This is a genomic window from Ensifer sp. ENS03 (assembly GCF_014852035.1).
Taxonomy (GTDB): Bacteria; Pseudomonadota; Alphaproteobacteria; order Rhizobiales; family Rhizobiaceae; genus Ensifer; species Ensifer adhaerens.
The window spans coordinates 136,803-158,336 of record NZ_JACVAV010000005.1 but is presented as its reverse complement, the minus strand read 5'-3'; the positions used below and the strand labels follow the sequence as shown (position 1 = coordinate 158,336).

17 protein-coding genes are annotated in these 21,534 nt (G+C 62.4%); 15 read left to right on the top strand and 2 right to left on the bottom strand.

Annotation, left to right across the window (positions count from 1 at the left end; translation table 11 throughout):
• Positions 1 to 268 precede the first annotated feature (268 nt).
• The 14 genes from tolQ (at position 269) to IB263_RS19140 (ending at position 17,129) form a co-directional block, all read left to right on the top strand.
• Positions 269 to 991 carry a protein TolQ gene (gene tolQ, locus IB263_RS19205; RefSeq protein WP_034806243.1) on the top strand — a complete coding sequence of 241 codons (723 nt, stop codon included), beginning with the start codon at positions 269 to 271 and terminating at the stop codon, positions 989 to 991.
• A 27-nt stretch (positions 992 to 1,018) separates the two neighbouring features.
• Positions 1,019 to 1,471, top strand: a complete 453-nt coding sequence (tolR, locus tag IB263_RS19200; protein WP_034806246.1) for a protein TolR — start codon at positions 1,019 to 1,021, stop codon at positions 1,469 to 1,471.
• A 9-nt stretch (positions 1,472 to 1,480) separates the two neighbouring features.
• Positions 1,481 to 2,560 carry a hypothetical protein gene (locus tag IB263_RS19195; RefSeq protein ID WP_034806249.1) on the top strand — a complete coding sequence of 360 codons (1,080 nt, stop codon included), beginning with the start codon at positions 1,481 to 1,483 and terminating at the stop codon, positions 2,558 to 2,560.
• 79 nt (positions 2,561 to 2,639) lie between these two features.
• A complete protein-coding gene (tolB, locus tag IB263_RS19190) occupies positions 2,640 to 3,953 on the top strand; it encodes a Tol-Pal system beta propeller repeat protein TolB (RefSeq protein WP_034806253.1) in 1,314 nt (437 codons plus the stop codon).
• Positions 3,954 to 4,250: 297 nt separating this feature from the next.
• Positions 4,251 to 4,784 carry a peptidoglycan-associated lipoprotein Pal gene (gene pal, locus IB263_RS19185; protein ID WP_034806256.1) on the top strand — a complete coding sequence of 178 codons (534 nt, stop codon included), beginning with the start codon at positions 4,251 to 4,253 and terminating at the stop codon, positions 4,782 to 4,784.
• A 263-nt stretch (positions 4,785 to 5,047) separates the two neighbouring features.
• A complete protein-coding gene (gene ybgF, locus IB263_RS19180; RefSeq protein WP_112771807.1) occupies positions 5,048 to 6,076 on the top strand; it encodes a tol-pal system protein YbgF in 1,029 nt (342 codons plus the stop codon).
• Positions 6,077 to 6,140: 64 nt separating this feature from the next.
• Positions 6,141 to 7,406 carry a tRNA lysidine(34) synthetase TilS gene (gene tilS, locus IB263_RS19175; RefSeq protein ID WP_192438935.1) on the top strand — a complete coding sequence of 422 codons (1,266 nt, stop codon included), beginning with the start codon at positions 6,141 to 6,143 and terminating at the stop codon, positions 7,404 to 7,406.
• 100 nt (positions 7,407 to 7,506) lie between these two features.
• Positions 7,507 to 9,447 (top strand): ATP-dependent zinc metalloprotease FtsH, encoded by a 1,941-nt coding sequence (gene ftsH, locus IB263_RS19170; protein WP_034806263.1) that lies wholly within the window; start codon positions 7,507 to 7,509, stop codon positions 9,445 to 9,447.
• A gap of 316 nt (positions 9,448 to 9,763) precedes the next feature.
• Complete coding sequence (gene glmM / locus IB263_RS19165) at positions 9,764 to 11,116, top strand: phosphoglucosamine mutase (protein ID WP_060518576.1); 1,353 nt, start codon at positions 9,764 to 9,766, stop codon at positions 11,114 to 11,116.
• Between the two features lie 380 nt (positions 11,117 to 11,496).
• Complete coding sequence (locus IB263_RS19160) at positions 11,497 to 12,321, top strand: outer membrane protein (protein ID WP_192438868.1); 825 nt, start codon at positions 11,497 to 11,499, stop codon at positions 12,319 to 12,321.
• A gap of 188 nt (positions 12,322 to 12,509) precedes the next feature.
• On the top strand, positions 12,510 to 13,343 hold the full coding sequence (locus tag IB263_RS19155) for an outer membrane protein (protein ID WP_192438867.1): 834 nt from the start codon (positions 12,510 to 12,512) through the stop codon (positions 13,341 to 13,343).
• Between the two features lie 252 nt (positions 13,344 to 13,595).
• Complete coding sequence (locus tag IB263_RS19150) at positions 13,596 to 14,774, top strand: phosphoserine transaminase (RefSeq protein ID WP_192438866.1); 1,179 nt, start codon at positions 13,596 to 13,598, stop codon at positions 14,772 to 14,774.
• 132 nt (positions 14,775 to 14,906) lie between these two features.
• Positions 14,907 to 16,502 (top strand): phosphoglycerate dehydrogenase, encoded by a 1,596-nt coding sequence (serA, locus tag IB263_RS19145; protein WP_034806426.1) that lies wholly within the window; start codon positions 14,907 to 14,909, stop codon positions 16,500 to 16,502.
• A 120-nt stretch (positions 16,503 to 16,622) separates the two neighbouring features.
• On the top strand, positions 16,623 to 17,129 hold the full coding sequence (locus IB263_RS19140) for an N-acetyltransferase (RefSeq protein WP_060518566.1): 507 nt from the start codon (positions 16,623 to 16,625) through the stop codon (positions 17,127 to 17,129).
• Positions 17,130 to 17,172: 43 nt separating this feature from the next.
• On the opposite strand, the gene IB263_RS19135 is transcribed toward IB263_RS19140, so the two are convergent.
• Positions 17,173 to 18,987, bottom strand: coding sequence for a methyl-accepting chemotaxis protein (locus IB263_RS19135; RefSeq protein WP_192438865.1), 1,815 nt, complete (start codon positions 18,985 to 18,987; stop codon positions 17,173 to 17,175).
• Between the two features lie 125 nt (positions 18,988 to 19,112).
• Positions 19,113 to 19,994, bottom strand: coding sequence for a DMT family transporter (locus IB263_RS19130; RefSeq protein WP_034806435.1), 882 nt, complete (start codon positions 19,992 to 19,994; stop codon positions 19,113 to 19,115).
• 204 nt (positions 19,995 to 20,198) lie between these two features.
• Here IB263_RS19130 and IB263_RS19125 point away from each other — a divergent pair, with 204 nt between their 5' ends.
• Complete coding sequence (locus tag IB263_RS19125; protein WP_034806437.1) at positions 20,199 to 21,497, top strand: adenylosuccinate synthase; 1,299 nt, start codon at positions 20,199 to 20,201, stop codon at positions 21,495 to 21,497.
• The last annotated feature ends 37 nt before the right edge of the window (positions 21,498 to 21,534 follow it).

Sequence of the window (21,534 nt, the reverse complement as noted above, 5' to 3'; positions counted from 1 at the left end):
AGTTCCGACCGCCGGGTGATACTGCAAAGACACACGACGGTAACGGTCTCTTAACCATAATGGTGTCTTAATCATCGCATCAGGATTTGTGCAGTGCACGTCATCCTTTGACCAAAATTGACGGCAAGAAGGCAACCTAAAGCTAATTAAGGTCGCGATGGTGCGATCTGCGGCGGTGCCGGGCACTCTTGCAAACAGGACGTTTGGGCTACCCGGTCACGAGCATGAACCGCTCTTGCCGGGTGTTTGGATTCGGGGACTGAAGACGATGGAACAGGTTGGATTGGCCGCGGCAACACACGATGTGAGCCTTTGGTCGCTATTCATGCAAGCGGGCTTCGTCGTGAAGCTGGTCATGCTGGGGCTGGTCGCAGCCTCCGTCTGGACCTGGGCGATCGTCGTCGACAAGACGCTGAACTACGGCCGCGTCCGCCGCCAGCTCGACAGCTTCGAGCAGGTGTTCTGGTCCGGCCAGTCGCTGGAAGAACTCTACCGCACGCTCGCCGACCGCCAGACGGCCGGCATGGGTGCGATCTTCGTGTCCGCCATGCGCGAATGGAAGAAGAGCTTCGAGCGCGGCGCCCGTTCGCCGATCGGCCTGCAGATGCGTATCGACCGCGCCATGGACGTGACGCTCGCCCGGGAATCGGAATCGCTGGAAGCCCGTCTCGGCTCGCTCGCGACCATCGGTTCGGCCGCCCCGTTCATCGGCCTTTTCGGTACGGTCGTCGGTATCATGACCTCGTTCCAGGCGATCGCCGGTTCGAAGTCGACCAACCTTGCGGTCGTGGCGCCCGGTATCGCCGAAGCACTGCTCGCCACCGCGATCGGCCTGCTCGCCGCTATCCCCGCGGTTATCGCCTACAACAAGTTCTCGGCCGACGCCGGCAAGCTGTCGGCACGCATGGAAGCTTTCGCCGACGAATTCTCCGCCATCCTGTCGCGGCAGATCGACGAGAAGCTGCAGAACCCGCGCCAGGCCGCGCAGTAATCGCCAGAGAGTACGGAGACCACGCTGATGGGTATGTCGGTTGGCGGAGCCAAGGGTTCGGGTGGCGGACGTCGTCGCCGCGGCGGCAAGAAAGCCATGATGAGCGAGATCAACGTGACGCCGTTCGTCGACGTCATGCTCGTGCTCCTGATCATCTTCATGGTGGCAGCACCGATGATGACGGTCGGCGTGCCGATCGATCTGCCGGAAACGCAGGCAAAGGCGCTCAATTCCGATACGCAGCCGATCACTGTCTCGGTCAACCCGGCAGGCGAGATCTACCTGCAGGAAACCGCGATCGCCATCGACGAAGTGGTGCCGAAGCTCGAGGCGATCGCCACCACCGGCTACAACGAGCGCATCTATGTGCGCGGTGACACCAATGCCGACTACGGCACGGTCATGAAGGTCATGGCCCGCATCTCGGCCGCCGGTTTCAAGAACCTCGGCCTCGTCACGCTGCAAGAACAGGAAAAGTGATCGTCCACGATGAAGGGCAGTCTCGCTACATCTGCTGTCCTCCACGCCATGGTCTTGACCTGGGCGCTGGTGTCGCTTGGCAGCCCGGCTGACTTCCAGGTCGCCGACGTCGAGGCTTTGCCTGTCGACATCGTTCCCTATTCGGAGATGACGCAGGTTCAGCAGGGCGACAAGAAGGCGCCGAAGAAGGAGACCTCGTCGCCGGTTCCGACCAAGCGGCCGGAGACCAACCAGCCTGCCGAAAACATCGGCGACAACGATACCGACCTGAAGACGCCGCCGACGCCGAACGCCAAGCCGTCGAAGAGCGAAGCCACGGCCTCTCCGGAAAAGAACGAGAAGCCCGAGCCGACGCCCGATCCGGTCGAGCAAGAGATCAAGAAAGTCGAGGAATCCAAGCCCGCCTCCGAACCTGCGACCGAAGTTGCCGCCCTGCCCGAACCGAAGCAGGAAGTGAAGCCGGAGACGAAGCCGGAGCCGGCACCCGCCGAGGAAAAGCCGGCCGAGAACCCGGAAGCCGAAGCGCTGCCTGAGAAGGTGCCGACGCCGGCGGCAAAGCCGAAGGTCGAAAAGCCCGCCCAGAGCGCCAAGACGCCAGACCGCAAGAACGAGGCGACGCCGAAGGAACAGAAGAAAGCTGCCTCCACCGAGGAAAGCAAGTTCAACGCCGACGAGATCGCCGCCCTTCTCAACCGGCAGGATCCCTCCGCCGGTGGTGCCAAGCGCTCGACACAGGAAGCGGCGCTCGGCGGCAAGAAAACCATTGGTGTGGGCTTGAGCGCCAACGAGATCGATGGCGTCAAGGGCCAGATCCAGGGCAACTGGTCGCTGACGCCAGGCCTGACCGGCGTCGAGGAAGTGCGTGTCACGGTGCGCGTGCAGCTGGATCCCGCCGGCAATATCGTCGGCACACCCGAGGTTACCGCAACCGGCGGTCCGGAAGGTACGCGCCGTGCCGTTGAAAGCAGCACCTTGCGCGCGATCCGCCGTTCGGCCCCGCTACAGAACCTCCCGCCTGAAAAATATGAGGGCGAAAAAGGATGGAATACCCTCGTGCTGAATTTCGACCCCTCGGAATTCGCACTCTAGAGCTGCCGGGATTGGAACCCATGCCGGATAGCAAACCACCCCTGCAAACCCTTCGTACGAAGCTGAAAGGCTTGTCCCTATGATCAAGGTCTCTCTTTTCCGCGCCCTGATGGTGGCCGCGGGCATGTTAGCCGCCGTCGTGGCGGCGGTGACACCGGCAAATGCTGAAGTTGAAATCAACATCAACAAGGGCAACGTCGAACCGCTGCCGATCGCTGTCACGGACTTTCTCCAGGGCGAACTCGGCCAGAAGATTTCGGACGTGGTTGCGGCGGACCTGAAGCGTTCGGGCCTGTTCGCGCCGATCAACAAGGGAGCGTTCATCGAGAAGATCAGCAATCCGGATGCGACGCCGCGTTTCGAGGACTGGAAGGTCATCAACGCGCAGGCGCTCGTCACCGGCCGCGTGACGCAGGAAGGCGACGGCAGGCTGAAGGCCGAGTTCCGCCTGTGGGATACGTTCGGTAACAAGCAGATGACCGGCCAGCAGTTCTTCACCCAGCCGGAAAACTGGCGCCGCGTGGCCCACATCATCGCCGACGCCATCTATCAGAGCGTCACCGGTGAAAAGGGCTACTTCGACACCCGCATCGTCTATGTCGCCGAGAGCGGCCCGAAGACGGCACGCAAGCGTCAGCTCGCCATCATGGACCAGGACGGCTTCAACGCCCGTGCGCTCACCAATTCCAACGACATCGTTCTGACGCCGCGCTTCTCGCCGAACCGCCAGGAAGTCACCTACATGTCGTTCGAAAACCAGCAGCCGCGCGTTTACCTGCTGCAGCTGGAAACCGGACAGCGCGAGGTCGTCGGCAATTTCCCCGGCATGACCTTCTCGCCGCGCTTCTCGCCGGATGGCCAGCGGGTCATCATGAGCCTGCAGCAGGACGGCAACGCCAACATCTACACAATGGACCTGCGCTCGCGGACCACGACGCGCCTGACCAACACCGCCGCGATCGATACCGCCCCGTCCTATTCGCCGGATGGCAGCCAGATCGCCTTTGAAAGCGACCGCGGTGGCCGCCAGCAAATCTACGTCATGGGTGCCGACGGCTCCGGCCAGCGCCGCATCTCCTTCGGCGACGGCTCCTATTCGACGCCGGTCTGGTCTCCGCGTGGCGACCTCATCGCCTTCACCAAGCAGTCGGGCGGCAAGTTCTCGATCGGCGTGATGAAGACCGACGGTTCGGGCGAACGTATCCTGACCACCGGCTTCCACAACGAAGGCCCGACCTGGGCGCCGAACGGCCGTGTCCTGATGTTCTTCCGCCAGGGCGCCGGTTCCGGCGGACCGCAGCTCTATTCGATCGATCTGTCGGGTTACAACGAGCAACTGATCCAGACGCAGGGCTTCGCATCGGACCCGGCCTGGTCGCCGCTGCTCGAGTAGTTCACGTGGCTTTGGGTCGCCCGATCCAAAGCCAGTAACGTGATCGCCCTCTCGTCCGCTTAAGGGCGGGAGGCCGGCGGAAAGCCGCCTCCTTTTTTCCTGATCCCGCTGCAGGCTGATCCGATTTGCGGCGGGAAAATGTGGCAATGATGCCGCTTTCTCGCCGCAAAGTGCTGGTCTAGCAGGGCCCGAGCCGAAATTATCGATTTGTTAACCATAACTGTTGAATAGCGATTAACCGCTTCCGGTTACAGTCTGGCAACCGTGAATTCAGACACTTCTCAAGGAGACCGGCGTATGAGCCGAATTGACACCCCGGCCGCAGGCCGCATGCAGACCATCGCTCGCAACCCGGTCATGATCGCCCTGGTCATGACGCTTGCCCTGGCTGGCTGTGCATCGAAGAAGAACCTGCCGGGCAGCGCTGGCGAACTCGGTCTCGGTGGCGCCGGTTCGGCAACGCCGGGCTCGCAGCAGGACTTCACCGTCAATGTCGGCGACCGCATCTTCTTTGACACCGACTCCACCTCTATCCGCGCCGACGCGCAGCAGACGCTCGCTCGTCAGGCCCAGTGGCTTGCCAAGTACCCGAACTACGCGATCACCATCGAAGGCCATGCCGACGAACGCGGCACGCGCGAGTACAACCTGGCGCTCGGCGCCCGCCGTGCGGCCTCGACCCGCGACTACCTGATCAGCCAGGGCGTTCCGTCGAACCGCATGAAGACGATCTCCTACGGCAAGGAAAAGCCGGTCGCCGTTTGCGACGACATTTCCTGCTGGTCGCAGAACCGCCGCGCCGTTACCGTTCTCGGTGGCGCCGGCATGTAATGATGCCGCGGCCGCGCGCATTGTGTGGCCCGCAATCACGACTTGATCCCAGGAGGCGTTGCGTGTTCCGGAGATCACAGATCGCTAAATTAAAAGGGCGGCCCTTGGCCGCCCTTTGCTTTTTTACCACACTTTGGCCGAACTCCGTTGCTTTTTCAGGGCAATTGGAAAACTGTGCGGCAATCACCCAGATGACTCGGCGAGATGTATTGCGGGCCCCTGGTCAAGGGTGGGACAACCGGTATTCGAACAGGACAAATGAAATGAAGAAATTTGTCGTGGCGGGCCTGATCGGTCTTGCGACCCTTGCGGGTCTCGGCCAGACGGCGAACGCCATGCCTCTTTCAGGGCTGCTGGCCCGAACGACTGAGACCAACAGCGGCGCGCAGAACCTGCCCGTCGTAAAGGTGCAGTCGGCCGAAACCGCACGGATTGGCCAGCTCGAAGAACAGATCCGCTCGCTTAACGGGCGTATCGAGGAAATGAGCTTCCAGCTCTTGCAGATGCAGGAGCAGATCCGGAAGTTCCAGGAGGACAACGAGTTCCGCTTCCAGGATCTGGAAAGCGGTAAGGCCTCCCCCAAGAAGAGCGGCGCTCTGCAGACGCCGAAAACCAGCGATCAGGCGTCCGTCACCCCGGGGGTGACGGATAGCCAGACCATGGCGCCCGCAGCCGGCGGCAACGACATGGCGTCTTCGGGCGTTTCGCCCGGAGGAAGCCTGGGCGGCAACGGCGCGGCCCCGCCGTCGACACTCGGACAGATCGTGTTCGACGAGAACGGCAATCCGGTCGCAGCGACGACGGATGGGCGGCCGGGCGCAAACGCCACGCTTCCCGGCGTCGATTCCGGCGCACCGGCCGACGGCGGCTTGAACAGCAATCCCGGCAGCCAGCAGACTGCATCGCTCGACAATCCCGGCGACCTCTACCAGTCGGCCTACGGTCATGTCCTTTCGGGCGACTACAGCACTGCCGAGCAGGAATTCGGCGACTACCTGGCCGCGTTTCCGAAGGGCGACAAGGCAGCCGATGCCAGCTTCTGGCTGGGTGAAGCCCAATATTCGCAAGGCAAATACAGCGACGCCGCCAAGACCTTCCTGAACGCGCATCAGGCCCACGGCAAATCGCCGAAGGCGCCCGAAATGCTCTTGAAGCTCGGCATGTCGCTCGGTGCGCTCGACAACAAGGAAACCGCCTGCGCGACGCTGGGCGAGGTCAACAAGCGCTATCCCAAGGCCTCGCCTGCGGTGAAGGCGAAGGTGACGAGCGAGCAGAGCCGCTTTGGCTGCTGAGGCTCCAGCGCCGACAGCCGTTGTCGAAACGGCAAAACGATTTCTCGCCTCCTGTCTTCGCCCGATGCGTATCCTCGTTGCCGTCTCCGGCGGGAGCGATTCCAAGGGTTTGCTTCTCGCCCTGAACGAGGCGATCGAGGCAAGCGACCCCAACAGATTTTCCCTGGCCGCATGTACGGTCGATCACGCCCTGCGGCCGGAATCGGCTGCGGAAGCGAAAGGCGTTGCCGCCTTCTGCGCAAGCATCGGCGTTCCGCACCTCATCAAGCGTTGGAATGGCCCCAAACCGCTGACCGGCATTCAGGCGGCGGCGCGCGAGGCGCGCTATCGGCTACTGGCGGATGCCGCCGAGCGGCTTGAGGCCGGCTGTATCGTCACCGGCCACACCAGCGACGACCAGCGCGAAACGATCCTGATGCGGATGCAAAGGGCGCAGGGGCCGGGCGCTTCCGGCATGGCGAGTGCCACCCTTTATGACCGCCGGATCTGGGTGGTGCGGCCGTTCCTCGACCTAGACCGAGCGTCGATCCGCGCCTATCTCGCGACGCGCGACGTGACCTGGTTCGATGATCCGAGCAACGCCAACCCGACCTTCGAGCGGGTCCGCGTCCGGGCCGAACTGGCGCAATCACCGCGGGCGGAAGGGGGTGTATGGGATGCTGGAGCCAGGGCCCAGTCGTCGGCAAGGGCTGCCGCCTTCATCACCCGCCATGTGCGCGTGCATGCAGGCCTGGTGGTGGAGATCCCGCTTGCTCTCGACGACCATCGCGACAACGTCGATTGGCAGCGGGCGCTGCTCGCGCTGGTGGCCGTGGTCGGCGGCCGCGCGCATATCCCCGCCGCAGATACGGTGAAGCGGGTGGCGGCGTTTCTGCGAGAGACAACGCTCGGTAGGATGACGGCCGGAAGATGCGTGTTCGACCGCCGCGCAAGCGGGCTCTACCTCTATCGCGAGGCGCGGGGCCTGACGACTTTGACGCTTGCAGGCGGCGAGACCGCAACATGGGATGGCCGCTTCCATGTGCGAAATGGCGGAAGCGCGCCCATCTCCGTCGCGGCAGAGGGCCGAGGCGGGCCACAACAGCAGAGACTTATTGCCGCAGGCTTGCCACCGGGCGTTGCCGGTCGTGCATCGCTTACGGTGCCGAGGGTCCTGTCTGAGAACGGCGAAAGTGTCGCATCCATCACAATCGAGCCGCGGATCGGGCTCTACGACACCTTTTTGCCGGGTTTCGACCGGATCATGGCCGATCGGATCGCCGGATTGTTCGGACGAGAGCCTTATCCTCCGCCGCCGGTTCACGATCTATTGACAGAAATGGAACGGTAGCCGGCGGTTTGCCTTGGCAATACGTCACCAGAACCCTATGTTAGGGAGCAAGACAGCGGCTCGCGAAATGCGCGGGTCGTGACAGGTTCCGGGGAGTTCGATGAACCCTAATTTTCGTAATCTTGCCCTTTGGGCAATCATAGCGCTTCTGCTGATCGCGCTGTTCAGCATGTTCCAACAGCCGACGGAGCGCACCGGCTCGCGCGAGATTCCGTTCTCGCAATTCCTCAAGGACGTGGATGCGAGCCGCGTCAAGGAAGTCGTGATCACCGGCTCGAAAGTGATCGGCAGCTATTCCGAAAGCGGCGCAACCTTCCAGACCTACGCGCCATCAGTCGATACGGCGCTGACTGAGCGCCTCGAAGCCAAGGACGTGACGGTCACGGTTCGCCCGGAAACCGACGGTTCGTCCGGGTTCCTCAGCTATATCGGTACCCTGCTTCCGATGCTTCTGATCCTCGGCGTCTGGCTGTTCTTCATGCGCCAGATGCAGGGCGGCTCGCGTGGGGCGATGGGTTTTGGCAAGTCCAAGGCCAAGCTTCTGACCGAAGCGCATGGCCGTGTTACCTTTGACGACGTCGCCGGCGTCGACGAAGCCAAGCAGGACCTGGAAGAAATCGTCGAATTCCTGCGCGACCCGCAGAAGTTCCAGCGCCTCGGCGGTCGCATTCCGCGCGGCGTGCTGCTCGTCGGTCCTCCCGGTACCGGTAAGACGCTGCTGGCCCGCTCGGTTGCCGGCGAAGCCAACGTGCCGTTCTTCACGATCTCCGGTTCGGACTTCGTGGAAATGTTCGTCGGCGTCGGCGCCAGCCGTGTGCGCGACATGTTCGAACAGGCCAAGAAGAATGCGCCCTGCATCATCTTCATCGACGAAATCGACGCTGTCGGTCGTCATCGCGGCGCCGGTCTCGGCGGCGGCAACGACGAGCGCGAACAGACGCTCAACCAGCTGCTGGTCGAGATGGACGGCTTTGAAGCCAACGAAGGCATCATCCTGATCGCCGCGACCAACCGTCCTGACGTTCTCGACCCGGCCCTTCTGCGTCCGGGCCGCTTCGACCGCCAGGTCGTCGTGCCGAACCCGGATATCAACGGCCGCGAACGCATCCTCAAGGTGCATGTGCGCAACGTGCCGCTGGCGCCGAACGTCGATCTCAAGGTGCTCGCCCGTGGTACGCCCGGCTTCTCCGGTGCCGACCTCATGAACCTCGTCAACGAGGCCGCCCTGATGGCCGCCCGTCGCAACAAGCGTCTTGTCACCATGCTCGAGTTCGAGGATGCCAAGGACAAGATCATGATGGGCGCGGAGCGTCGTTCGTCGGCGATGACCGAGGCCGAGAAGAAGCTGACCGCCTATCACGAAGCCGGTCACGCGATCCTCGCGCTCAACGTTCCCTCGGCCGATCCGCTGCACAAGGCGACGATCATCCCGCGCGGTCGCGCGCTCGGCATGGTCATGCAGCTGCCGGAAGGCGACCGCTACTCGATGAGCTACAAGTGGATGGTCTCGCGTCTTGCCATCATGATGGGTGGACGCGTCGCCGAAGAACTGACCTTCGGCAAGGAGAACATCACTTCGGGCGCATCCTCGGATATCGAGCAGGCCACCAAGCTTGCCCGTGCGATGGTGACGCAATGGGGCTTCTCCGACCAGCTCGGCCAGGTTTCCTATGGCGAGAACCAGCAGGAAGTCTTCCTCGGCCACTCCGTTGCTCAGCAGAAGAACGTGTCGGAGGCGACCGCCCAGAAGATCGACAACGAAATTCGTCGTCTGATCGATGAGGCCTACGAGACCGCGCGCAAAATCCTGACGGAGAAGAACCACGAGTTCGTGGCGCTTGCCGAAGGGTTGCTCGAATACGAAACGCTGACTGGCGAAGAAATCAAGGCGCTGATCCGCGGGGAGAAGCCGGCACGTGATCTCGGCGACGACACGCCGCCGCATCGTGGCTCGGCCGTTCCCTCGGCCGGTGCCAAGAAGGAAGGCTCGGCGGGCAAGGGCGAAGAGTCCGAAGGCGGGTTCGAGCCGCAGCCGCAATAACCGACAGCTGTCGGCCATGTATTGAAGCCGCCGTTCCTTGAGTGGAGCGGCGGTTTTTCGTTGGCGATTTTGCACCTGGCATTTGGTAACGGGATGTAATGATTTCTGATGCTAGGCTCGCTGCCGTTTGCTGCGCTTTTGTGTCAAAGAAGACTCATGTGTTGCGATCGCATGGCCATTGGCGGGCACGACGATCCGAGGCGTACGGCAACCGCCGATATGAAATGAGGTCCGGTCAATGAAACCCAGTCGCGCACCCCGCAGACAGGCGAAACTGGCAAAGCCAGCGCTGACCCGGCAGAACGATGGAGCTCTTATGAAGCGCAAGTATTTCGGCACCGACGGTATTCGCGGCCAGTCCAATATGTTTCCGATGACACCGGATCTGGCGATGCGGGTCGGTATCGCCGTCGGTACGATCTTTCGCAATGGCGCCCATCGCCACCGGGTGGTGATTGGCAAGGACACGCGTCTTTCCGGCTACATGCTCGAAAACGCGATGGTGGCGGGCTTCACCGCGGCCGGTCTCGACGTCTTCCTGCTCGGGCCAATCCCGACGCCGGGTGTGGCCATGCTCACCCGCTCGCTGCGCGCCGATATCGGCGTGATGATTTCGGCGTCCCACAATCCCTTCCAGGACAACGGTATCAAGCTGTTCGGCCCCGATGGCTACAAGCTCTCCGACGACATCGAACAGAAGATCGAGGCGTTGCTCGACCAGGATCTCTCGGGCCAGCTGGCGAAGTCGGAAGACATCGGCCGCGCGAAGCGCGTCGATGGCGACATCTATCGCTATCTCGAACATGCCAAGCGCACGCTGCCGCGCGATGTCACGCTGCAGGGCCTGAGGATCGCCGTCGATTGCGCCAATGGCGCGGCCTACAAGGTGGCGCCGACCGCCCTTTGGGAACTGGGTGCCGAAGTCGTTACCATCGGTACGGAGCCGAACGGCCTCAACATCAACCTCGACTGCGGCTCGACGCATCCGGCTGCTCTTTCCAAGAAGGTCCATGAAGTGCGCGCCGATATCGGCATCGCGCTCGACGGCGACGCCGACCGCGTGCTGATCGTCGACGAGAACGGTACCGTCATCGATGGCGATCAACTGATGGCCGTCATTGCCGACAGCTGGGCCGAGGACGGCATGCTGCGCGGCGGTGCCGTTGCGGCGACCGTGATGTCCAATCTCGGTCTCGAGCGTTACCTTAAAGGGCGCGGCATCGACCTGCGCCGCACCAAGGTCGGCGACCGCTATGTCGTCGAGCAGATGCGCCAGGACGGACTGAACGTCGGCGGCGAACAGTCGGGGCATATCGTGCTTTCCGATTTCGGCACCACCGGCGACGGTCTTGTTGCGGCCTTGCAGATCCTCGCGGTGATCAAGCGTCAGGGCAAGACGGTGAGCGAGGTCTGCCACCGCTTCGAGCCAGTGCCGCAGGTGCTGAAGAACGTGCGCATTTCGGCCGGCAAGCCGCTTGAAGACGCGACCGTGCGCCAGGCGATTGCGGATGCGGAAGCGGAGCTTGCGAAATCCGGTCGTCTGCTGATCCGCCCGTCCGGCACGGAGCCGCTTATCCGCGTGATGGCGGAAGGCGACGATCGCGGCCAGGTCGAGCGCATCGTCGACGAACTGGTCAATGTCATCGGCAGCGTGCGCAACGCCGCCTAAGCCGGTACCAATCGACTTCCCTCCAGGGCCGGTGCGAAGCGCCGGCCTCTTTTTTCCCGTTGCCTGTTGCTTTTGCCCGGTAGTGTCGCCGCGGCCCGGGCCATTTTCCCGTTAGAACTCCGCTGGGGAACAGAACCTGCAACCATCACGACAAAAGAGAGTGTTGTTCTGCCGTTCTATTTAGCTCTACCTTATGTGATCTCGGGCAGCAGGCAGTAAACTGCACGACAACTACAAGAATATGCCGATTCCTTAACAAACGCGGTAAACGTTTGTAGTTAATCGGAACTTAACCTTTGCTCCTCATTATCCACAACAACAACGGGATTTGGGCACCGCTTTCACGGTGATCCAAGCAACGGAATCTATTGGAGTGGGCCATGAAGAGAATTTTGAGTGGCGTTGTTGCGATCTTACTCAGCGGCACGGCAGCTTTTGCTGCGGATGTCTATCAACCGCCTATCGAGCCGGTGCCGGAACAGCCGGTCGAAGTCATCCAGACCAGCGGCTGGTACCTGCGCGGCGATGTCGGTTACGCCTGGAACAATCTGCGCGGCGCGAACTACTACCAAGGGGGGCCTGGCGGCTCCATCACCAGTTTCGAAACGGCCGATATCGATGATTCCTGGGTCGCGGGCGTTGGTGTCGGTTACCAGTTCAACAACTATCTGCGCGCCGACATCACGGCCGACTACTGGGGCGGCGGCGACTTCACTGGCTCGACTTTGGGCAACTGCGGCAGCGTGGTCGGTCCTTGCCGGTCGCGCGACGTCACATCGGTTTCCGCCTGGAGCCTGATGGCCAATGCCTATGTCGACATCGGCACCTACGGCGCCTTCACGCCTTACGTCGGTGCCGGTATCGGTGCCACCCACGTCAAGTGGGACAAGCTGCGCAACACCAGCTGCAGCATCGCCGATCCCAGTCAATGCGACCCGACGACCGGTCATGACGGCGAGAGCAAGTGGCGCTTTACCTACGCGCTGATGGCCGGTACAGCCATCGACCTCACCTGCAATCTCAAAGCCGACGTCGGCTACCGCTTCCGCCAGGTCGACGATGGCGACATGTTCGGCTACGCCAACGGTGGCGGTCCGGGCTCCGACGAAGGCTTCTACATCCACGAGGCGCGCGCTGGTCTGCGCTACTCGTTCGGCAGTGTCTGCGAAGTGCCCTACGAGCCGGAGCCGATCGTCTACAAGTGATCGGCCAGACCAGATGATACAAAAGGCCACCTTCGGGTGGCCTTTTTCGTTGCCGCCATTCTTTGCTTGTTTCCTAACAGGCATGGTTAACCGGGGGTTAACCAGTCGCTGCCAATAGTTAACGCTGAACGAAGCGGTGACGGCAGCGCGCCATCCCGCACCGATAGCAGTGGTGAAAGGGCATGGGCATGGATTGGCGAAACGGGTTCTGCGGGGCCGCTTTTGGTGCCGGCCTGCTCCTTTCCGGCGCGGCATTCGCTGCCGATGAGGATCTCCTGAATGCGCCGGAGATCACCATCGAAAAAGAATCGGCTGGCGCGAGTGCGATCTATCTGCGCGGCGATATCGGCTATGCGCCTTGGCGTAGCGAAGGCGATCCCTATTACCGGACCTTCGATGCGGGCACGTCGACCTACGACAGCACCACCTTCGACAACGCCCGTTTCGACAAGCCGTTTTCCGGGTCGCTTGGCGTCGGCTACCAGTTTACCGACACGTTCCGCGCTGACCTGACGGCGGAGTATTTCGAGGGCCGGTTCAACGGTTCATCCTCATCGGCAAGCCCGTGCGCGGGGCAAGGGGCGGGAACATCCTGCGCGTTTTCGACCGGGGCCGACTATTCCGCTTTCGGCCTGATGGCGAATGCCTATGTCGATTTCGGCACGCTTGCCGGCTTCACGCCTTATGTCGGCGCTGGTCTCGGCGCGACGCGTCTCAACTGGGATACGGCGGTTGAAAAGGCGACCTGCGTTGCCGGTGGCGGCGCGTGCGCCGGAGCGGCCGGCTCCATCTCTTACGAGGGGCGCGACAGTTGGCGGTTCACCTATGCGCTGATGGCCGGCGTTTCCTACGACCTCAGCGATCAGCTGAAGCTCGATGTCGGCTACCGCTACTCCCATATCGCCGACGGCGAGATGTTCGGCTTCGGCACTGAGGCGCTTGCGGGCGCACGTGGCGGCAAGGACTTTGACGATGGTCTTTCCCGTCACGAAATCCGAGCGGGCCTGCGCTTCTCGTTCTAGCGCCATCGGCCGCGGGAAAGTCGAGCAGGTTCGCTGCGTTCTTTCCCCAAGTGATTCAACCTGTTGCCCACATGAAGGCGTTGTCTGGCAACAATCGTTCGGCGGTGGCCGCCTGTCTTTTCATATGTTGCCCGCTACGCCATTAATTTTGTCGATTGCGACAAAGCGCTTGACTTCCGATCCCGCCGCCAATATCGACGACGGCGGGACACCCTTCCCCAACGAAGGGCTATCTATCTGGAAGGATAGCACATGGCAAAGCCTGCACAGCCGGACCTCCGTCCGAACAATACCCATTTCTCTTCTGGCCCTTGCTCGAAGCGCCCCGGTTGGACGCTCGACGCTCTCTCCGATGCTCCGCTCGGTCGTTCGCACCGCGCCAAGATCGGCAAGACGAAGCTGAAGCAGGCCATCGATCTTACCCGTGACATTCTTGAAGTGCCGGCCGACTACCGTATCGGTATCGTGCCCGCTTCCGACACCGGCGCCGTCGAAATGGCGCTCTGGTCGCTGCTCGGTCCGCGCGGCGTCGACATGGTCGCCTGGGAAAGCTTTGGCGCCGGCTGGGTGACCGACGTGGTCAAGCAGCTGAAGCTCGCCGACGTACGCAAGTTCGAAGCCGGTTACGGCGAACTTCCCGATCTTTCCAAGGTCGATTTCGACCGCGACGTGGTCTTCACCTGGAACGGCACGACCTCGGGCGTGCGTGTGCCCAACGGCGACTTCATCCCGGCTGACCGCAAGGGCCTGACGATCTGCGATGCGACCTCGGCCGCCTTCGCGCAGAACCTCGATTTCGCCAAGCTCGACGTCGTCACTTTCTCCTGGCAGAAGGTTCTTGGCGGCGAGGGCGCCCATGGCGTCATCATCTTGTCGCCGCGCGCCGTCGAACGGCTGCTGACCTACGTGCCGGCCTGGCCGCTGCCGAAGATCTTCCGCATGACCTCGGGCGGAAAGCTGATTGAAGGCATCTTTACCGGCGAAACCATCAACACGCCGTCGATGCTTTGCGTCGAAGATTACATCGATGCGCTGCTTTGGGCGCAGCAGGTCGGCGGGCTCAAGGGCCTGATGGCCCGGGCTGATGCCAATGCGCAGGCAATCTTCGATTTCGTCGCCGCCAACGATTGGATCGCAAACCTGGCGGTCAAGGACGAGACCCGCTCCAACACCTCGGTCTGCTTGAAGATCGTCGACAAGGACGTGCTCGCGCTCGACGCCGACGGACAGGCGGCCTTTGCCAAGGGCGTGGTTGCGCTCCTCGAAAAGGAAGGCGTCGCCTTCGACATCGGCCATTACCGCGATGCCCCGTCCGGTCTTCGCATCTGGGCCGGCGCCACGATCGAGGCCGCCGACATGAAGGCGCTGATGCCGTGGCTGACCTGGGCTTTCGGGACCCAGAAGGCAACGCTGGCACAGGCCGCGGCCTGATCGGACAAAGGGTGAGGACAATGAACTTCGCCCGCATCTCACACTGATTTGAGTGATCCGCTTCGCTCCCCATGGGAGCGAGGCCTGGCTACCCGCATTCCCATTCAGACCTGATCTTTAAGGAGGCCTCCCATGGCACCTCGTGTTCTCGTATCCGACGAACTGTCGGAAACCGCCGTCCAGATCTTCCGCGACCGCGGCGTCGAAGTCGATTTCCAGCCGAAGCTCGGCAAGGACAAGGACAAGCTCGCCGAAATCATCGGTAACTATGACGGTCTTGCCATCCGTTCCGCCACCAAGGCGACGGAAAAGCTGATCGCCGCTGCGACCAACCTCAAGGTCATCGGCCGCGCCGGCATCGGCGTCGACAATGTCGACATCCCGGCCGCTTCGCGCCGCGGTATCATCGTGATGAACACGCCCTTCGGCAACTCGATCACGACCGCCGAACATGCGATTGCGCTGCTCTTTGCCGTTGCCCGCCAGCTTCCGGCCGCCGACACCTCGACGCAGGCCGGCAAGTGGGAGAAGTCCCGCTTCATGGGTGTCGAAATCACCGGCAAGACGCTCGGCGTCATCGGCGCCGGCAACATCGGCTCGATCGTCTGCTCGCGCGCCATCGGTCTGAAGATGCATGTGCTTGCCTACGACCCGTTCCTCTCCAAGGAGCGTGCCGAAGAAATGGGCGTCACCAAGGTCGAACTCGACGAACTGCTCGCCCAGGCTGACTTCATCACCCTGCACGTGCCGCTGACCGACAAGACCCGCAACATCCTGAGCGCCGAAGCGCTTGCCAAGGCCAAGCCGGGCGTGCGCATCGTCAACTGCGCCCGTGGTGGTCTGGTCGACGAGAAGGCGCTTGCCGAAGCGATCAAGTCGGGCCATGTCGCCGGCGCCGGTTTCGATGTTTTCGAGGTCGAACCCGCAACGGAAAGCCCGCTTTTCGGCCTGCCGAACGTCGTCTGCACGCCGCATCTCGGCGCTTCGACCACGGAAGCCCAGGAGAACGTCGCGCTGCAGGTGGCCGAACAGATGTCGGACTATCTGGTCAAGGGTGCGGTCTCCAACGCCATCAACATGCCGTCGATCACCGCTGAGGAAGCACCGATCCTGAAGCCGTTCATCCGGCTTGCCGATGTTCTCGGCGCCTTCGTCGGTCAGGTGACCGAAAGCGCGATCAAGGAAATCGAGATCCTCTATGACGGCTCGACCGCCGGCATGAACACCAAGGCGCTGACGAGTGCCGTGCTTGCCGGTCTGATCCGGCCGCAGGTCGCCGACGTCAACATGGTTTCGGCGCCGGTCATGATCAAGGAAAAGGGCATCATCCTGTCCGAGGTCAAGCGTGACAAGACCGGCGTCTTCGACGGCTACATAAAGCTGACGGTGAAGACGGCGAACCAGACACGTTCGGTCGCCGGCACGGTGTTCTCGGACGGCAAGCCGCGTTTCATCCAGATCAAGGGCATCAACCTCGATGCGGATGTCGGCAACCACATGGTCTACATCACCAACACCGACGTTCCCGGCATGATCGGCTTCATCGGCATGACGCTCGGCGATGCGGGCGTCAACATCGCCAACTTCCAGCTCGGCCGCGAGAAGGAAGCCGGCGACGCGATCGCGCTGCTCTACGTCGATGGCGCTGTTTCCGAGGCCGTGCTTGACAAGCTGCGTGCCAATCCGGCAATTCGCCAGGCAAAGCCGCTGGTCTTCAACATCGATTGATGCCAGCCACAGCAAGGGGCAGCACGGTCTGCCACTTTGCCGACCCACTCACGGGACATATCGAGGACGCACCGGCCGACCGCCGGTGCGTTTTCCTGTTTCGAACGCATGTGACGAGAAATGACCGAAATGACATTCCGCTGGCGTGAGGCAAGCCTGCCCGACCTCGCATCCGTATCGGAGATCCAGCTCGTGGTTCACCAGGCCTTTCCCGAGGATGACGCCGTGCTCGCCGACCGCATCGCGCTCAGCCCTGCCGGTTGTTTCATGCTGGACTCAAAGGGCCTGTCGCGCGGCTATGTGTTGAGCCACCCCTGGCTTCGCGGTGCGCCGCCGTCGCTGAACAGCATGCTTGGCGAAATCCCTGAGGCCGCCGATACCTGGTACATCCATGACCTCGCCCTTCTGCCCGAAATGCGTGGCTCCGGGGCAGGGGGCGGCGTGTTGCCGATGCTTGCCGATGTTGCACGGACGGAAGGGTTCCGGTCGATGTCGCTCGTTTCCGTCAACGGATCCCGCCGCTTCTGGGAGCGACAGGGCTTCGAGGTTCGCATGGACGAACGGCTGGTGCAGAAGCTTTCAAGTTATGGCGATGATGCGCTCTATATGGAGCGGCATCTCGTCTGAATGAAAATGGCGCCGATTGGCGCCATTTTCGTCTCGGGATGGATCAAGCTGCGCGCTGCGCAGCGGACCGCCACACCTTCTCCTCGACGGTAAACTGGGCGAGCCGACCGGATAGCACGTTGCTTTCGCCGGCGAGCGCCTGGCTTGCGGCGGAGGTCTGCTCGACCATGGCGGCGTTCTGCTGGGTCATCTGGTCCATCTGGTTGACGGCGGTGTTGATCTCCCGCAGCCCGACCGACTGTTCGCGGGCGGCTGTCGCAATGGCGACGATGCGGTCGTTGATCTCGTTGACCCGCCGCTCTATGTCGCCGAGCGCCGAGCCGGTCGCCTCGACCAGACGCACGCCGGCCGAAACCTCGACACCCGACGCGGTAATGAGCCCCTTGATCTCCTTGGCCGCCGTTGCCGAACGCTGCGCCAGTTCCCGCACCTCCTGCGCGACGACGGCAAAGCCCTTGCCGGCATCACCGGCGCGTGCCGCCTCGACGCCGGCGTTCAGCGCCAGGAGGTTCGTCTGGAAGGCGATGTCGTCGATGACGCCGATGATCTCGCCAATCTTCGAAGACGAGTTTTCGATGCGGCCCATGGCGGTGATCGCGTCGCGAACGACCTCGCTCGAGGTGGCCGCACCCTTGCGGGCCTCGGCGACCATGCGGGTCGCCTCCTCGGCGCGGTTGGTGGAGTTCTGAACCGCTGACGTGATCTCGTCGAGGGCGGCTGCGGTTTCTTCGAGCGACGCTGCCTGCTGCTCGGTGCGCTGCGACAGGTCGTTGGCTGCCCTGCTGATCTCATTGGCATTGCCGGTGACAACTGAGGTGGAATCGGCGATCGCGCTCACCGTCGAGCGAAGTGCGGCGACGGCGGTGTTGAAGTCCTGGCGCAGCTTTTCGTAGTCTGCGCCGAGATCCGGCACATGGGTCGTCAGGTCGCCGCTCGCCAGCCGCTCGAGCGCACCGCCGATTGTGCTGACGACATGGGCCTGCACGCGGGCGGTCGCCTGCTGCATTTCCTCGTTGGCGCTGCGCTCGCCGTCGAGCGCCACCTGCTGTTCGCGCTGGCGAACTTCAAGCGCGTTGCGTTCGATCACCGAGGCGCGCAACACGACGAGGGCATCGGCCATGTGGCCGATCTCGTCGCGGCGGTCGGTATCCGGAACTTCCGAACGGGTGTCGTTGTTCGATACTTCGAGCATCACGTCTTTCAGCCGGTTGATCGGCCGGCTGATCGAGCGGCCGATCGCCATGGCGGCAGCAAGCGTCGCGATCGCGGCGGTCGCCGTGGTGATGATCGTCATCAGCAGAGACGCATTGTACTTGGCGGCGAGATCGTCGGCATAGACACCGGTGCCGACGCCCCAACCCCAGGGCTTGAAGCCCTGAATGTAGGAGTACTTCTCGACCGGCTGCTCATGGCCGGGCTTGTCCCAATAGTAGTTGACGATGCCGCTGCCGGGGTTCTGCGCCAACGCGATGAGCTCGACGTTAAAGGCTTTGCCGTTGGTATCCTTGAGGGCGCGCACGTCGGTGCCGACGAGCTTCTTGGCGAGCGGGTGGGCGATCATCATGCCGTCGAAGCCGTTGATGAAGAAGTAGCCGTCCTGGCCGAAGCGCATGGCCATAACGGCAGAAATAGCGCGGCTCTGGGCTTCCTCATGCGAGAGCGTGCCATTGCGCTCCTGCTCCTCGAAGCTTGCGATCGTCGAGATCGCCGCTTCGGTGACGTTGCGCAGCATCTGCCGGCGCTCGTCGCTGACTTCCGAGTTGGCGACTTGAGTCTTGTAGGCCATGGCGGCTGCCATGAAGACCAGCGCCATCGCCGTCAATAAGTAGATACGTGTCGAAATTCTAATATTTTTCACTGCCTTAGCCCCAAGGAAAATCCTGGCGGCGACAGAAACACCCATCTGCTAATCAAGCCTTAAGTCGCCTCCCGAGTTCTAGCGATTGCATCGCCCGAAACTTGCCCGGCAGGCGCGAGACTTCTCTAGCGCGGGCGACCTTTTTCGGCGATCGCGATCCCGCCGAGCACCAAGAGCAGGGCGACGAGGTGGAAGAGGTGGAAGGTCTCGCCGATCAGCATCACCGACAGCAGCGTGCCGAAAACGGGAATGGCGTTGATGAACAGGCCGGCGCGGTTGGCGCCGATCATCTCGACACCGCGCACATAAAGCACCTGCGACATCAGCGACGGGAAGATCGCGGCATAGAGAACGATGACCCAGCCCGTGGTATCTGGGACTATCGCCGTGCCTGTGCCGATCTCCCAGAACAACAGCGGGATGGCGCTCAACAGCGCGCCGAAGGCGGGGGCGGCGATGAAGCTCTGCCAGTGCATGGTCGGCTTGTAGCGCAGCGCCACGGTGTAGCCGGCATAAACGATGCAGGCCGCGATCATCAGCGCATCGCCGAAGTTGAATTCGAGCGACAGCAGACTGGTGACGTCGCCATGGGCCGCCGTCACCAGCACGCCGACGAGGGTGACGGTAAAGCCGATCACTTGGGCGATCGACGCCTTGGTGCGGAAGAGCACGAAGTTGAAGAGAAAGATCAGCATCGGGATGCCGGCCTGCAGAATGACGGCATTGATGGCGCTCGTATATTTGAGCGCAGAGTAGAGCAGGGCATTGAAGGTGGTGAAGCCGATCGCGCCATAGGCAAGAAGTTGCAGCCAGTGCTTGCGGATCTTGTCCCAGTCGCGGCGGATCTGCGGCGTCATCAGCACCAGGATGACGATGAGCGCGAAGACCCAGCGCAGGGTCGTCAGCATCATTGGGCTCACATGGCCAACGGCCATCTTTCCGGCGACGGAGTTGCCGCCCCAGAAGAGAGCGGTGATGCACAGATAGAAGTAGGCCCTGGAATTCACGATGGTCAGACCTGCATGGGGATGGCGACCGGTTGTCGCGATGGCGGGAGAGTGGAAGATATAGGCTCTATATCCCGGCCTTGTCATGCAAAAAGGGCGGAACGCCCGACATAACGGGGTCGCTTTCCAGATGACAACACAGTATAGATGCGCGGGTTTGAGAACAGCGCAGCCTCGGTTGCGCGCCTGAACAGGAAGAGAATTATGACGAATGTCGTAGTGGTCGGCTCCCAATGGGGTGACGAAGGCAAAGGCAAGATTGTGGATTGGCTCTCCGAGCGCGCGGATATCGTCGTGCGCTTTCAGGGCGGTCACAATGCCGGCCATACCCTGGTGATCGACGGCGTCAGCTACAAGCTGTCGCTCCTGCCCTCCGGCGTCGTGCGTCCCGGCAAGCTTGCCGTCATCGGCAACGGCGTCGTGATCGATCCGCACGCGCTGATCGCCGAAATCGACAAGCTCGGCAAGCAGGGCATTGCGATCACGCCGGACAATCTGCGCATCGCCGACAATGCCACCCTGATCCTGTCGCTGCACCGCGAGCTCGACGGCATCCGCGAGGACGCCGCCTCCAACAGCGGTACGAAGATCGGCACCACGCGCCGCGGCATCGGTCCGGCTTACGAAGACAAGGTCGGCCGTCGCGCCATCCGCGTCATGGATCTTGCTGACCTTGACACGCTGCCGGCCAAGGTCGATCGCCTGCTGACGCACCACAACGCGCTGCGCCGCGGCCTCGGCGAAGCCGAGATCAGCCATGACGCGATCATGCAGGAGCTTTCGTCGGTCGCCGCCAAGGTGCTGCCGTTCATGGACACCGTCTGGGTGCTGCTCGACAAGGCTCGCCGCAAGGGCGCCCGCATCCTGTTCGAAGGCGCGCAGGGCACGCTGCTCGACATCGACCACGGCACCTATCCGTTCGTCACCTCGTCGAACACGGTCGCCGGCCAGGCTGCCGCCGGCTCGGGCATGGGTCCCGGTTCGCTCGGCTATATCCTCGGCATCACCAAGGCCTATACGACGCGTGTCGGCGAAGGTCCGTTCCCGACCGAGCTTACCGATGAAATCGGCCAGTTCCTCGGCGAGAAGGGCCATGAGTTCGGCACGGTCACGGGTCGCAAGCGTCGCTGCGGCTGGTTCGATGCGGCTCTGGTGCGCCAGTCGGTCGCCGCCAACGGCATCACCGGCATCGCGCTTACCAAGCTCGACGTTCTCGATGGTCTCGACGAACTGAAGATCTGCATCGGCTATACTCTGGATGGGCAGCAGATCGACCATCTGCCGGCAAGCCAGGCGCAGCAAGCTTCGGCAAAGCCAGTGTATGTTACGCTTGAAGGATGGAAAGAATCGACGGTTGGCGCGCGCAGCTGGGCAGATCTTCCGGCGCAAGCGATCAAGTATGTCCGCCAGGTGGAAGAACTGATCGGTGCACCGGTTGCTCTTCTTTCGACCAGCCCGGAGCGGGACGACACAATACTTGTGACGGACCCCTTTGAGGACTAGTGTCGGCGAACTGACATTGCGTCGTGATCGCAAAGAC

Bases quoted from the DNA above. Each gene is read 5' to 3' on its own strand.
- tolQ (WP_034806243.1), top strand. From the start codon at position 269: ATGGAACAGGTTGGATTGGCCGCGGCAACACACGATGTGAGCCTTTGG.
- tolR (WP_034806246.1), top strand. From the start codon at position 1,019: ATGGGTATGTCGGTTGGCGGAGCCAAGGGTTCGGGTGGCGGACGTCGT.
- IB263_RS19195 (WP_034806249.1), top strand. From the start codon at position 1,481: ATGAAGGGCAGTCTCGCTACATCTGCTGTCCTCCACGCCATGGTCTTG.
- tolB (WP_034806253.1), top strand. From the start codon at position 2,640: ATGATCAAGGTCTCTCTTTTCCGCGCCCTGATGGTGGCCGCGGGCATG.
- pal (WP_034806256.1), top strand. From the start codon at position 4,251: ATGAGCCGAATTGACACCCCGGCCGCAGGCCGCATGCAGACCATCGCT.
- ybgF (WP_112771807.1), top strand. From the start codon at position 5,048: ATGAAGAAATTTGTCGTGGCGGGCCTGATCGGTCTTGCGACCCTTGCG.
- tilS (WP_192438935.1), top strand. From the start codon at position 6,141: ATGCGTATCCTCGTTGCCGTCTCCGGCGGGAGCGATTCCAAGGGTTTG.
- ftsH (WP_034806263.1), top strand. From the start codon at position 7,507: ATGAACCCTAATTTTCGTAATCTTGCCCTTTGGGCAATCATAGCGCTT.
- glmM (WP_060518576.1), top strand. From the start codon at position 9,764: ATGAAGCGCAAGTATTTCGGCACCGACGGTATTCGCGGCCAGTCCAAT.
- IB263_RS19160 (WP_192438868.1), top strand. From the start codon at position 11,497: ATGAAGAGAATTTTGAGTGGCGTTGTTGCGATCTTACTCAGCGGCACG.
- IB263_RS19155 (WP_192438867.1), top strand. From the start codon at position 12,510: ATGGATTGGCGAAACGGGTTCTGCGGGGCCGCTTTTGGTGCCGGCCTG.
- IB263_RS19150 (WP_192438866.1), top strand. From the start codon at position 13,596: ATGGCAAAGCCTGCACAGCCGGACCTCCGTCCGAACAATACCCATTTC.
- serA (WP_034806426.1), top strand. From the start codon at position 14,907: ATGGCACCTCGTGTTCTCGTATCCGACGAACTGTCGGAAACCGCCGTC.
- IB263_RS19140 (WP_060518566.1), top strand. From the start codon at position 16,623: ATGACCGAAATGACATTCCGCTGGCGTGAGGCAAGCCTGCCCGACCTC.
- IB263_RS19125 (WP_034806437.1), top strand. From the start codon at position 20,199: ATGACGAATGTCGTAGTGGTCGGCTCCCAATGGGGTGACGAAGGCAAA.